This window comes from Colwellia chukchiensis, assembly GCF_002104455.1.
GTDB lineage: Bacteria > Pseudomonadota > Gammaproteobacteria > Enterobacterales > Alteromonadaceae > Cognaticolwellia > Cognaticolwellia chukchiensis.
The window spans coordinates 138,103-151,144 of sequence record NZ_NBOC01000006.1; the positions used below are offsets into that span (position 1 = coordinate 138,103).

Genomic DNA, 13,042 nt, shown 5'->3' on the forward strand with positions numbered 1-13,042 from the left:
TTGTTCAACCGCACCTTAAAATTTCATTATGCCGGCTGTGCTTTACTTTCGTAAATAAGCTCACCCTGACAAAATAACAACCCTTCACCTGGCTGCATTTGTTGCCAGGTTTCATCATCGGTTAATGGTTGCGTGGCGATCACAGTAACAATATCGTTTTCAGTGGTAACCTGTTCAAAATTAACTACCATTTCCGCATCAATTAAACTGGCTTTACCAAAGGGTGCACGTCGCGTTAACCAATGTAAATTATTACTACAATAGACTAATAAAAAATCGCCATTGGTCAGTAATAAATTAAATACCCCTAATTTATTGATGGTGTGACAGAGTGATACAATATAATGAAACAATCGCTCGATATCGGGTTCGTTACCGTTAAATTTATTAAATAATTGCTCTAGAATCCAACAAAATGCGTGTTCGCTATCGGTTTCCCCAATCGGCAGGTGATATTTAATCGGCAACTGCGCTAAAAAGCCAGCCAATTGACCATTATGCGCGTAGGTCCAGTTTTTCCCCCACATAGGACGAATAAACGGATGGGTATTAACCAATGACACTTTACCTGAGTTTGCTTGGCGAATATGACAAACCACAGTTTCACTTTTTATTGGATAATCAGTCACTAATTGCGCGATAGGTGATTGGGCGCTTGGTAATGGGTCTTTAAAGCTTCGACAGCCCTTGCCTTCATAAAAAGTGATGCCCCAGCCGTCTTTGTGCGGCCCCGTATTTCCACCTCGCTGCATTAAACCACTAAAACTAAAACAAATATCTGTCGGGACGTTGGCACTCATGGCCAGTAATTCACACATAATTAAAACCGATAAAATAAATTAATAAAATGAAGACTACGCCATAGTAATCATGGCCAATGGCCTTGGTAATGCTCGACTAAACAATAACATCAAGACATCACACCATAAACAATGCCTATTTACTCATCGTGTAGCACCAACAAAATTATTTTGCAGCGAAAAACACGCAACCTTAGTTAATTGCTTATACTCAATGAGCAGCGATCCATATTGCTAGCGGTTTCTTAGCTTGCGTTCACTGCGCAGAAGCAACCGCTAGACGATGAGCTTGTTCAGCCTATATTACGCTGATATTAATGCTAATTAACACTGATTTTAACGTTAAGGAGCAATAAATTTATTCACAGCATCAGTAAAGCACAAATCAATTGAATTTATGCACAAGACCCATTAAGCTTAAATCAATAATCTGGTCAGACCTGATATTAATATTCAAGCATTTTACAATTAAGGAAAGAATGTGGACTACTTAACTTGGCTACTCATTGCTATCGCATTATGCGGGTTTATGGCGTACTCACGTGCTTCTCTCGGCACTTTTACTATCGCATTTACTTTATTGATGATCTTAGGAACATCTTTGCAAATCCTATCATTTTTCAGTTGGTTGCTGTTTGCCATAATTGCAATCCCATTAAATGTTGCGGACTTAAGAAAGAAATATATTTCCAGCCCGTTACTGGCGATGTTTCGTAATATCATGCCCGAAATGTCGCGAACAGAAAAAGAAGCTATTGACGCAGGGACCACATGGTTTGAAGCAGAATTGTTTCGTGGCACGCCAGATTGGAAAAAATTGCATAATTATCCAAAGCCAACGCTTAGCAGCGAAGAACAAGCCTTTTTAGACGGCCCTGTTGAGGAAGTTTGTCGTATGACAGACGACTGGCAAACAACGCATGAACTGGCTGACTTGAGCCCTGAGGTTTGGCAGTTTCTTAAAGATAACAAGTTTTTTGCCATGATCATTAAAAAGCAATATGGTGGCTTAGAGTTTTCTGCCTATGCTCAATCTCGCGTGTTACAAAAACTGTCGAGTGTCAGTACGGTTTTATCATCAACCGTTGGTGTGCCTAACTCGCTAGGACCCGGCGAACTATTACAACATTATGGAACCCAAGAGCAGCAAGACTATTATTTACCTCGCCTGGTAAAAGGTGAAGAAATCCCTTGTTTTGCTTTAACGAGCCCAGAAGCTGGCTCAGATGCCGGCGCTATACCGGATTATGGTATTGTCTGTCATGGTAAGTTTAATGGTGAAGAAGTACTGGGCATGCGTTTAACCTGGAATAAACGCTACATTACCTTAGCACCTATTGCGACTGTGTTAGGTTTAGCATTTAAACTACAAGATCCTGATCATTTATTAGGCGAAGAAGAAGACTTAGGTATTACTTGTGCGTTAATACCAACCGACATCGATGGCGTGATCACTGGCCGCCGTCATTTTCCTTTGAATGTGCCTTTTCAAAATGGTCCAACACAAGGTGAAGATGTATTTGTGCCATTGAGCTTTATCATTGGCGGCCCAGAAATGGCTGGACAAGGTTGGCGTATGCTAGTTGAGTGCTTATCTGTAGGTCGCGCAATCACCTTACCTTCGAACAGTACGGGCGGTATCAAGTCACTCGCATTAGCAACGGGCGCTTATAGTCGTATTCGTCGTCAATTTAAAATTGCTATCGGTAAAATGGAAGGCGTTGAAGAAGCACTTGCACGTATTGGTGGCAATGCCTATTTGATGGATGCCGTAACAACTATGTCAACTGGCGCGATTGATATGGGTGAAAAGCCCAGCGTTATTTCTGCAATTGCAAAATATCACTTAACCGAAAAAATGCGTAATTGCGTTGCTGATGCGATGGATATTCATGGTGGTAAAGGCATTTGTATGGGACCCAGCAATTACCTCGCTCGTGGCTACCAAGGTGCCCCCGTCGCTATAACGGTAGAAGGGGCAAATATACTGACTCGCAGCATGATTATTTATGGCCAAGGGGCTATTCGATGTCACCCCTACGTATTAGCGGAATTGTCCGCTGCCAACAATCAAGACCAGCGACAAGCGCTAAATGATTTTGACCATGCCCTCTTCGGCCATATTGGCTTTGCCATCAGTAATATTTGCCGCAGTGTATGGTTTTCATTTACCGGTAGCTACTTGTTAACTGCACCTTACCCTGATCAAACCCGTCGCTACTATCAATTGATGACGCGCTTTAGCTCTAATTTAGCCATGCTCTCTGATATTGCTATGTTAACCTTAGGAGGTGATTTAAAGCGCAGAGAACGCATTTCAGCGCGCCTTGGCGATATTTTAAGCTACCTATACCTAGCCTCGGCAACCTTAAAGCGTTACAACGATGAAGGTCGACAAAGCGCTGATTTGCCGCTAGTTCAATGGGCTGTAGAAGATAGCCTCTATCAAGTGCAACAAGCCATTGATGAGTTAATCAATAACTTCCCTAACCGCATAGTTGCTAAAATGTTAAGGCTTATTATTTTACCGCTAGGCTGTTGGTTAGAAAAACCTTCTGATCGTACTGACCATAAAGTCGCAGCTTTATTACAATATCCGAACGATACACGCTCACGCATAGGCCAAGGCCAATACTTAACCCGCGAGCCTGAAAATGTCTTAGGCCAGCTTGAGCAAACATTAGAGGATATCATTGCCTGTGAGCCTATTTTTGAAAAGATTTGCCGTGAGCTAGGTCAGCGTTTGCCGTTTTATCAACTGGACTTAGTCGCGCAAAAAGGCTTAGAAGCGAAAATAATCAGTGCAGAAGAAGCTGAGTTACTGACCAAAACAGAAAGTGCCCGAAAGGCCACCATCAATGTTGATGACTTTGACTCAAACTATTTAAAAGCCGGTCAGTGTTAAACTGAAAAATTAAATTAATACCCTGTCACAACAAACAAGCCCCCTGCTGAAAAACGGCAAGGGGCTTTTTTCTGTACTCGTGAACTAAAATCTCATTCGCTTAATTTCAATTACAAGTAAAAATACAACTAAGACTACACAACCAAGACACATTACGTTAACATAAAATTAACAATATTTTTCCTTTTTCAGCTGATTGAAAGAAAATAAGTAATATAAAAAATGTTAACAAACACGCCCTCTGTACCAGTCAAGCGCCGCCGTAAAGGTGAGCAAACAAAAAACCTGATTTTAGAATCAGCGATTATTGTGCTTGCCCAGCACGGGGTAAAAGGCACAACACACAGAGCCATTGCAGAACAAGCCAAGCTTCAGCTCTCATTAACCACTTATTACTTCAAGGATATCCAAGCGTTAATACAACAAGCTTTTTCCTCTAATTGCCAGTATTTACTCACTGCAAGAATCCAGCGCTGGCAAGCCATGTTAGCTGTAATAACAACGATACCTAAAGCAGCCTTGCGCACCGTCAAACAGCGGCGAGCACTGCTTGAGCAATTAACCGATTTATTATTGGCAGCATTGGAAGACACGGCTCAAAATCATCGTCATCAGCAAGTCGTCGAGCAGCTACTATTAACCGAAGCACTAGTGTCGCCATCATTACAAGCATTGACACAACAGCATTATCAAGCTTGCCTTAAACCCTGCCTTGCTTTATGTCAGTATTTCAGTGCTGATTCAGCGCAAACTAGCACTAAGGCAGAAATATTAATGACACAAATTCAACACCTAGAATATCGACACTTGCTATTTTCGCCTGCGCAAGTCAATACAACGCAAGCTCGGGCATGGCTGCAAGTGCCCTTAGCCATGGCACTGTCTCTAAAGTCACCCTAATTGGCAACTTAAAGCTTTGTACTCCAATAACAAATCAGTTAGATTAAGTCATCGGACCAAAACAGTTATTTAAGGTATTTTAGTGGACTTTACTGCGAAATTTACCCAACTTCAGCAATACTTTTCTCATAATAAAACTCGCGATTTAGCATGGCGTAAGCAGCAACTACAGCAAATAAAACGTTTAGTTGTCGACAATGAAAGTGCATTTTTATCGGCACTGGCAACTGACTTAGGCAAGCCCGCACAAGAAGCATGGATGACAGAAACCTCATACGTCGCCAGCGATGTTGATCATACCTGTAAACGCCTTCATCGCTGGGCAAAAAAGCGTTCGGTGAGCACGCCGCTGGTGGCACAACCTGGCCGCTCCTATATTCAACCTGAGCCGCAAGGGACAGTGCTTATTATTGGTGCATGGAATTACCCTTTACAACTGATATTAGCACCTTTAGTGGCAGTAATAGCTGCCGGCAACTGCGCTCTGGTTAAGCCTTCTGAACTTGCACCAACAACCTCTGCGCTGTTAGCTAAACTTATTCCACAATATTTAGACAAAAACGCGGTATCAGTTGTTGAGGGGGGCGCAGACGAAACAACCGCATTATTGGCACTGCCTTTTGATCATATTATGTACACGGGCAATGGCCAGGTTGCACGCATCGTGATGGCAGCAGCAGCCAAGCACTTAACACCCGTCACTTTAGAACTCGGCGGCAAAAGCCCTGTTTATGTTGATGACAGTGCCGATCTGAACATTACCGCGCAAAGAATCGCCTGGGGCAAGTGGATGAATGCCGGCCAAACCTGTATAGCCCCCGATTATATACTGTGTTCAAAACGCCTAGTTACGCCATTAACCACAGCATTAAAAGCACAAATTATTAACATGTTTGGTCAAGAGCCAAAGCAAAGCAAAAGTTACGGGCGCATTGTTAATCAACGCCATACCAAACGCATTAGCGATTATTTAGCTGATCAAGACATTGCCGTCGGCGGCGAGTTTGATCTAGAAAACCGTTATATCGCGCCCACCATTGTCATTAATCCCGCACGAGATAGTAGCCTAATGAGCGAAGAGATTTTTGGCCCAATACTACCCATTATCGCCATTGAAGATTTTGCACAGGCGAAAGCCTTTGTCACCATGCGTGATAAACCGCTTGCCGCGTATATTTTTTCAAAAAACAAACACCAATGCCAAGCTTGGGTGCATGACGTAAGGGCCGGTAATCAAGGCATTAATGATGTTATCATGTTTAATGCCGTACCTGAGCTTCCTTTTGGTGGCGTAGGGCCAAGCGGTATTGGTCAGTATAGTGGCCAAGCAGGATTTGATAACTTTAGCCATTTAAAGTCTGTGCTAGCAAGGCCGTTTATCAAAGACTTACCAATTCGGTTTGCTCCCTATGGTAAAATAAAATTTAAAATCCTGCGCTGGCTACGTTAAATAGAAAGCCCGTCCATTAAATACTTTTAAAGAGATAAAAATAACATGATGAAGTATGTAAAATTAGGCAGTAGTAATTTAACCGTGTCTCAAGTTTGCTTAGGCAGCATGACGTGGGGCGTGCAAAATAACCAAAACGATGCCGATGCCCAGCTTGATTACGCCCTTGCACAAGGTATTAACTTTATCGATACTGCCGAAATGTACGCCATACCTCCAACGGCTGAAAGCTATGGTAAAACAGAATCCATTATAGGCAACTGGCTTAGTCGCAACGCTGCGCGCCGCAAAGACATTGTTTTAGCTACAAAAATAGCTGGTCCGGGGTTTTCCTATATTCGTGATGGTAGCAACATAACGGGCGCAAACGTTATTGCCGCTGTCGACAGCTCTTTAAAACGTTTGCAAACTGATCATATCGATTTATATCAATTACACTGGCCAAATCGGCAATCTGTACATTTTGGTCAACATTGGCCAAATGACATACAGCACAGCCAACTTGAGTGCGAGCAAGAAAAAGCCGCAATGCTAGATATTTTGCAAGGGCTAGCCAGTTGTGTTCAAGCCGGAAAAATCCGTTATTGTGGGCTCTCTGATGATAGCCCTTGGGGAATTAGCCAATACTTACGCTTAAGTGCAGAGCATAATCTGCCGCGCATGGTATCGATACAAAACGAGTTTAGCTTACTACATACCAAAGATTGGCCCTATTTAATCGAACAGTGTGTACATGAAAATATGGCGTACTTACCTTGGTCGCCGCTTGCCACAGGTTTGCTTACCGGTAAATACCTTAATGGCCAGCGCCCACAAGGCAGTCGATTAACTTTGGCGCAGCGTCACGGCCTGTTTAGAGATACCAAGTCATCAAATGCAGCAGTGCACGCCTATGTAAATCTTGCCAAACGCCATAATATTTCACCAGCGCAAATGGCACTAGCATGGTGTGCACAGGTTGACGGCGTCACATCCACTATTATAGGTGCAACTAGCATGGCACAATTAACAGAAAATATTGCTGCATTTCAACAACCCCTAACTGCAGAGCTAAAACAAGAAATTAATCAAACTCTGCGTCAATATCCGTCACCTTTTTAATATAAGCCTTACCGCGCCAACTTGGTAACATGCCACTTAAGCAAAATTGGTAGTACCTGTTGGCGCTAGGACGCGCTACAGCGATATTTATTTTGCATTTCTTTAACCGATAAGGCGGCAATGTCTGCTAACACCGCTAGGTCAACATCCGCTAACTTATTAATATACAAACACGACTTACCCAGTTTATATTTACCCAAGCGCGATAACTGCGACTGATATTGGCTAAAACCTGGCATAATATAAATGGCGATATTTTGCTTGCGCGGTGAAAAAGCGATCACTGAAGCTTGTCCTGAGCGGCCACTCGCATATTGATAATGATAACGACCAAAACCTATTATACTGCCATCTAAATAAGGCTTATAGCCCGACGCTTGTGTTAATAGTTTTACCAGTGCTTGACTATCGCTTTGTTTAACTTTGTGCTCAATGGCATTAATAAACCTTGTTAAATTATCCATTCAATCCCGCCTCTTTTGCGCGACACTTACGCTTAGTAGTGACTATTGATGATCACAGCTGAAATTGCAAAATAAATGCTATCGCCGTGGCTGTATTCTGTTGATCTTTCGCGATGACTTTTACCGCGACTTATTTGCTATTTAGGCAAGGCAGAGTCTATAACGTCTAGCTCGCGACACAAACAGGCGATAACGCCGTATAAATTTCACACATGTGCGACCTTTAGCTTCATTTAAAACGCATGGTGGCTTTGTTGCTCGCTTATTAAATAAGGTAATTATTATTCAATGCTCGCGCCGCGATTAAACCCGCTTGACATTGAAAATGTGTTAACCCTGAAAGATCATCAGACCCTAATAAAAAAGGCCATACTTGCAGTGCAGTATGGCCTTTAAACGAGTTTTTAAGCGACAATAAAAACGCTAGACTAAACGCTTACAAAAATGACAGTAAGTCTTCATCCAATTGCATAAGGGTTTTTGGATCCGCCATCATGGTAACGGCTAATGACTTGGTTCGTGGTAATAAGCGCTCAAAGTAGAACTCTGCGGTTTTAATTTTTGCGCGGTAAAAGTCTCTATTTTCAACATCAGTTGCTAATTTTTCATAGGCGGCTTGTGCCATTTGTGCCCAGAAATACGCCATCACCACATAACCAGAGTACATTAAAAAGTCGACTGACGCCGAGCCAATTACATCGCGATCTTTTTTCGCTTTCAGTCCTAAACGAATAGTGTATTGTTGCCATTTCGCTACGGTAGTACTTAATGGCCAAATAAATTTGTTCATTTGACGTTTATGTGGGCTACTCGATAACATACTTTTGTCTTTACAGAAAATCAGCACTTCTTTGGCAAAATCATTTAAAGATTTACCACGAGTCATTAAAATTTTGCGCCCTAATAAGTCAAGTGCCTGAATGCCTGTTGTACCTTCATACAAGGTAGATATCCGAGTATCACGCACAATTTGCTCCATGCCCCACTCTTTTATAAAGCCGTGTCCACCAAAAATTTGCAAACCATGGTTCGCACTTTCTTGACCTAATTCAGTTAAAAAAGCTTTTAAAATTGGAGTGATAAAACCTAAACGGTTATCTGCTTTTTTACGCGCTTCTTCAGTTTTAGCATTTTCTACTTGATCAACTAATTTAGCGGTATAGTAAATCATGGCACGACCACCTTCACTAATGGCTTTTTGTGTCATCAACATTTTACGCACATCAGGGTGGCAAATAATTGGATCCGCCACTTTATCCGGGTGCTTAGTGCCAGAGAGTGAGCGCATCGACAAACGCTCTTTGGCATAGTTTAATGAGTTTTGATAAGCAAGTTCAGCAGCGCAAACGCCCTGTAGTGCGGTACCAACACGTGCCGTATTCATAAAGGTGAACATACACTCTAGCCCTTTATTTTCAGGACCGATCAGCACACCTTTAGCATTATCGAAGTTTAATACCGCAGTTGCTGAGCCTTTAATACCCATTTTATGTTCAATTGAGCCACAAGAAACGTTATTGAATTCGCCAATATTCCCCTGCTCATCGGTTTGCATTTTAGGCACGATAAACAAAGAAATGCCTTTTGTTCCCTCTGGGGCACCAGGCAATCTTGCTAATACGATATGGATAATATTTTCGGTTAAGTCATGTTCACCAGCAGAGATAAAAATTTTCGTACCTGAGATATTATAAGTACCATCACCGTTAGGCTCTGCCTTGGTTTTAACTTGCCCTAAATCGGTACCACATTGTGGCTCAGTTAGACACATGGTGCCTGTCCACGACCCTTCTATCAGCCGCGTTAAATACAAAGATTTTTGTTGCTCCGTGCCATGGGTATCTATGGTATTCATAGCACCATGACTTAAGCCTGGGTACATAGCCCAAGACCAGTTTGCTGTGCCGATCATTTCTGACACTACCATGCCTAGCGATGATGGTAAGCCTTGTCCACCATGGTCAACATGGTGAGATAGGCTAGGCCAGCCCCCTTCAACATACTTTTGATATGCTTCTTTAAAGCCTTTAGGGGTCGTTACTTGGCCATTATCAAAGCCACAGCCTTCTTGGTCACCGCTTTGATTAAGTGGTAGTAATTCATTTTCACTAAATTTTGCACACTCTTCAAAAATAGCTTCCACTAAATCGGGTGTCGCTTCTGCAAACTCAGGATGTTTTTGATAGTGACCGTAATAATTAAATACATCTTCAAACAAAAATTTGATGTCTGCTATCGGCGCTTTATAACTTAGCATGATTAACTCCTAACACTTTTAATAATAATTTTTTGCATTACTGCTTAAGTGCTATCGAGTATACACAGATTTACCCACTGGTCCAACCACTAATTTCAACTAGCGATTAAACTTATCAGCATTTAATATTTATTTGATATAAAACAATAAGATAATCAACAATAACAACGAGAATTCACAGTAACACTCGATAATTTGATCAGTTTTTATGTGCTAATTTAACGATATCATCGGAGTTTATCGTTAGTGGAAGCATGATGAAGTGGTATAAGTGAGCTTGCCAGAATGGCTATTAGGCGCTGTGTATTGGTTGCCCTAGCATCAAACTTAAGTTTTAAATTTTAGGTTAGAAGTGACATGCACCTTAATAGTGTTAATGCTTTGCTGCCGTTATAAGCTAGCCAAACCTATAACTAGAATGGCTGTTAAATTTGTTATTTAACCTGCCGGCTGTTGTGAACTAGCCTATGCCATATAAGCTAAGCGCATTGAAACTTAGCAGCAAGACTTACCGCTAATAACTGCGAAACTAAGGCTTAACCTACTTTATTTATGCAAGCGATATTGCAGCCAAAGCTTATAAAAAATAGCGTTACAGCTTTGATTATCGTCCATTTTCCCGTCTCGATCGCAGTCTGAGCCGGTGAGTGTTTTAACCACACCAGGGCCATACTCTTTAACATCACTCGGCTGTGCTGGCACCACTATGGTCACTTTGGGCGCAGCATCAATAAACTCGCCAACATCCTTATATTGTAAAAACTCAGCTTTGGAAATAAACGCGCTGCGCTCTGCTTGTGCATGATGACTATTGAGTAATAGCACCAGCAATATCATCGGGTTGCCAAGCTGCTTTTTATTACGGGAAGTGTTCAGTAAGCAAAACCTGAAAAAGTTCATATGAAATAATTCGAGCTAAAGTTAGTAAGCAATATTATAGCCATGCCCTTGGCATTGCGTATAGCGATGGCAATTCGTCATGGTACTGCTTAGCGAACACGAATCAAGCACTAACGCATTACCGCCAAGCTTTTGAGTTTTAACTTTAAGCAAAGACACTAAGCTAGCTTTACTTATACTATGATCACGCGCTTTTTGTTGGCAATATCCAGCCTCAACGAAACCAAGTCGCACCCCGCCCATTTTCCAAACTTTATACGGTGTATAAGTTTTCACTGCATTTTTTCGCAGATTGTTTTCAATGTTATTGCTTAGATAACTACCGGCGTTAGAGTTTAGGTTTAGCGACGAGCAGCCAACTAGGCTAAATGCAAACAAAATAGTTATTAACTTCATGTCATCTCCATATAACAAGCACCTGAGACTAAAATTGATAGCCAAGCTGAAAAAAACCACCAACATTATCAACAACGTCTGCATTGGTAACATGGACAGATAAACCTAGATTAAAGCCTGACTTATCTATGCCATTGAGAAAGTAGTTATAACTCAACCCTAGACCATAAACATCACTGTCATGTCGATAAGACTTAGTGCCTTGAACTGAGCTGGTATGGCTGAAATAGCGCTCGCTGTCGACAATACTGGCGTAAACTCCTAGCCCGTGTTTATTAGTATTAGCGCTAAATAAATCTGTCACGACCCAACCTGCTCCAACACCACAAGTGGCACCGCTAAACGTACTATATTTGACACAGCCAGCTGAAAGATACTTGAGATCTGTTTTTGATACGAGTGCGACGTTAGTACCTAAACCGCTGTACATAGCGCCAACACCTAAACCAACGCTGTATTCGTTAGCTTTCACAGGTACTAAACAAGCGAGTGAGAGCAGAGATAAAACTGCCATGTGTTTATACACAATAATTCCTTTTAATGTTTTAATTTACTTTTTAAATTCCCTAGCAATTTATACCACACTTTATTTTTAAAATCAGTTGACTAGCAAGCCAATATTATCATTAATCTTGGTTGAACACTGTATTTAAAATGCATGCAGACAGGTAAAAAGGTGCAGGAATTTTTGGCTAGCTTGCGTGATTACGCCGAAGCAAGCGAAGTAAGTTATATAAGTTTTACAAGTGTGGCACAACTTCTCTACTACACATGGTAGACTTTTGCTTAAAACATATTTGTGCCACTCACGTTTGCTGCTAAAGCATTAGTCATCAATTAGCCAGCCTTTTTGTAATGCCACAGTGACTTGCGTGTTAACGTATTGCCACAGTTTTGGCGCTAAATGTTCTAGGTGCTGGTTGCGTTTTAGCACCTGTGACTTTGTCACGGTATGCCTTGCCCAGCTGCCACCACTATTATTCATGTTTTGCAGTAAAGGCAATAAACAATCCATGGCATTAGCAAATTTCGCATCTAATGTTTGCGCAAGTTCGAACTCTGACCATAATTGCATAAAGCTACTAGCTTGCGACTCAGGCAATAAGCCAAAAATACGCTTTGCCGCTGCCATTTCTTTTTCAGTTTGTACAAGCAGCGCATTATTATCAGCAAAGGCAAACATATCACCAGCATCGATTTCGACAATATCGTGTATCAGTAACATGGTCATAACCCGAGAAATATTTATCTCTGCAATAGCGTATTGTTGCAATATTGGCGCTAACATAGCAGCGTGCCAACTATGCTCGGCACTATTTTCAAAGCGATTATGGTCAGACTTAATCAAAGCTTGCCGGTAAATACTTTTTAGCTTGTCTAACTCGATAATAAAATTTAATTGCTGCTCTAATGCTGTCATAGCTGCTCCCTAAAAAGCCCAAATTAACACGCTAGTTTTACGTTACGCCCAATTGCTACCACCTTTATTGACTACAGAAAATCACATACTGTTGGTGCAGTGAATTATTTATAAAAAGCAGTTACGGTGCCCTTTACAGTCATCAGCAAAGGTTGACCACGGCGATCTAAGGCTTTTGCTGACGCAACTTTTATCCAACCTTGGCTAATACAATACTCTTCTACATCATTGCGCTCTTTACCATTGAGCAATATACCAACATTATGCTCAAAAATTTTCGCGACATAATGTGGGCTGCGAGGATTAACTGAGAGACGATCTGGTAATTCAGGAAGCGAACTTTTATCTTGCGTCATGTAAACAACCTATATTATAAAAAGTGCGTCATTGTAGGTAAAAAGCTAAACAGGCTCAAGCGCTTGCGAAAATAATGTGCAGATATTTTTCAA

At 41.5% G+C, this 13,042-nt stretch carries 12 protein-coding genes; 4 read left to right on the forward strand and 8 right to left on the reverse strand.

Annotation, left to right across the window (positions count from 1 at the left end):
- Window positions 1-26: 26 nt before the first annotated feature.
- Complete coding sequence (locus tag B6K83_RS09305) at window positions 27-818, reverse strand: class II glutamine amidotransferase (protein WP_085284649.1); 792 nt, start codon at window positions 816-818, stop codon at window positions 27-29.
- 463 nt (window positions 819-1,281) lie between these two features.
- Between B6K83_RS09305 and fadE the strand changes: the two genes are divergently transcribed.
- The 4 genes from fadE (at window position 1,282) to B6K83_RS09325 (ending at window position 7,156) form a co-directional block, all read left to right on the forward strand.
- Entirely contained in the window at window positions 1,282-3,705 is a 2,424-nt protein-coding gene (gene fadE / locus B6K83_RS09310) for an acyl-CoA dehydrogenase FadE (protein WP_085284650.1), read from the forward strand.
- 222 nt (window positions 3,706-3,927) lie between these two features.
- A complete protein-coding gene (locus B6K83_RS09315) occupies window positions 3,928-4,605 on the forward strand; it encodes a TetR/AcrR family transcriptional regulator (protein WP_085284651.1) in 678 nt (225 codons plus the stop codon).
- A gap of 82 nt (window positions 4,606-4,687) precedes the next feature.
- Window positions 4,688-6,055, forward strand: coding sequence for an aldehyde dehydrogenase family protein (locus B6K83_RS09320; protein WP_085284652.1), 1,368 nt, complete (start codon window positions 4,688-4,690; stop codon window positions 6,053-6,055).
- A gap of 48 nt (window positions 6,056-6,103) precedes the next feature.
- Window positions 6,104-7,156 (forward strand): aldo/keto reductase, encoded by a 1,053-nt coding sequence (locus B6K83_RS09325; RefSeq protein ID WP_085284687.1) that lies wholly within the window; start codon window positions 6,104-6,106, stop codon window positions 7,154-7,156.
- Window positions 7,157-7,221: 65 nt separating this feature from the next.
- Here the strand turns inward: B6K83_RS09325 and B6K83_RS09330 are convergent, their stop codons facing one another.
- The 7 genes from B6K83_RS09330 to B6K83_RS09360 form a co-directional block, all read right to left on the reverse strand.
- Window positions 7,222-7,620, reverse strand: a complete 399-nt coding sequence (locus tag B6K83_RS09330) for a DUF1801 domain-containing protein (protein ID WP_085284653.1) — start codon at window positions 7,618-7,620, stop codon at window positions 7,222-7,224.
- A gap of 436 nt (window positions 7,621-8,056) precedes the next feature.
- Window positions 8,057-9,877, reverse strand: coding sequence for an acyl-CoA dehydrogenase C-terminal domain-containing protein (locus B6K83_RS09335; protein ID WP_085284654.1), 1,821 nt, complete (start codon window positions 9,875-9,877; stop codon window positions 8,057-8,059).
- 546 nt (window positions 9,878-10,423) lie between these two features.
- Entirely contained in the window at window positions 10,424-10,714 is a 291-nt protein-coding gene (locus B6K83_RS09340) for a hypothetical protein (RefSeq protein ID WP_085284655.1), read from the reverse strand.
- 84 nt (window positions 10,715-10,798) lie between these two features.
- Window positions 10,799-11,173: a hypothetical protein gene (locus B6K83_RS09345; protein ID WP_085284656.1), complete on the reverse strand. Its 375-nt coding sequence runs from the start codon at window positions 11,171-11,173 to the stop codon at window positions 10,799-10,801.
- Window positions 11,174-11,201: 28 nt separating this feature from the next.
- Complete coding sequence (locus B6K83_RS09350; protein ID WP_233143899.1) at window positions 11,202-11,699, reverse strand: hypothetical protein; 498 nt, start codon at window positions 11,697-11,699, stop codon at window positions 11,202-11,204.
- A 300-nt stretch (window positions 11,700-11,999) separates the two neighbouring features.
- Entirely contained in the window at window positions 12,000-12,593 is a 594-nt protein-coding gene (locus B6K83_RS09355) for an HD domain-containing protein (protein ID WP_085284658.1), read from the reverse strand.
- Between the two features lie 104 nt (window positions 12,594-12,697).
- Entirely contained in the window at window positions 12,698-12,949 is a 252-nt protein-coding gene (locus B6K83_RS09360) for a DUF3297 family protein (protein ID WP_085284659.1), read from the reverse strand.
- Window positions 12,950-13,042: the final 93 nt, after the last annotated feature.

Bases quoted from the DNA above. Each gene is read 5' to 3' on its own strand.
- B6K83_RS09360 (WP_085284659.1), bottom strand. From the start codon at position 12,949: ATGACGCAAGATAAAAGTTCGCTTCCTGAATTACCAGATCGTCTCTCA.
- B6K83_RS09325 (WP_085284687.1), top strand. From the start codon at position 6,104: ATGAAGTATGTAAAATTAGGCAGTAGTAATTTAACCGTGTCTCAAGTT.
- B6K83_RS09315 (WP_085284651.1), top strand. From the start codon at position 3,928: ATGTTAACAAACACGCCCTCTGTACCAGTCAAGCGCCGCCGTAAAGGT.
- B6K83_RS09330 (WP_085284653.1), bottom strand. From the start codon at position 7,620: ATGGATAATTTAACAAGGTTTATTAATGCCATTGAGCACAAAGTTAAA.
- B6K83_RS09335 (WP_085284654.1), bottom strand. From the start codon at position 9,877: ATGCTAAGTTATAAAGCGCCGATAGCAGACATCAAATTTTTGTTTGAA.
- B6K83_RS09340 (WP_085284655.1), bottom strand. From the start codon at position 10,714: ATGATATTGCTGGTGCTATTACTCAATAGTCATCATGCACAAGCAGAG.
- B6K83_RS09305 (WP_085284649.1), bottom strand. From the start codon at position 818: ATGTGTGAATTACTGGCCATGAGTGCCAACGTCCCGACAGATATTTGT.
- B6K83_RS09355 (WP_085284658.1), bottom strand. From the start codon at position 12,593: ATGACAGCATTAGAGCAGCAATTAAATTTTATTATCGAGTTAGACAAG.
- B6K83_RS09345 (WP_085284656.1), bottom strand. From the start codon at position 11,173: ATGAAGTTAATAACTATTTTGTTTGCATTTAGCCTAGTTGGCTGCTCG.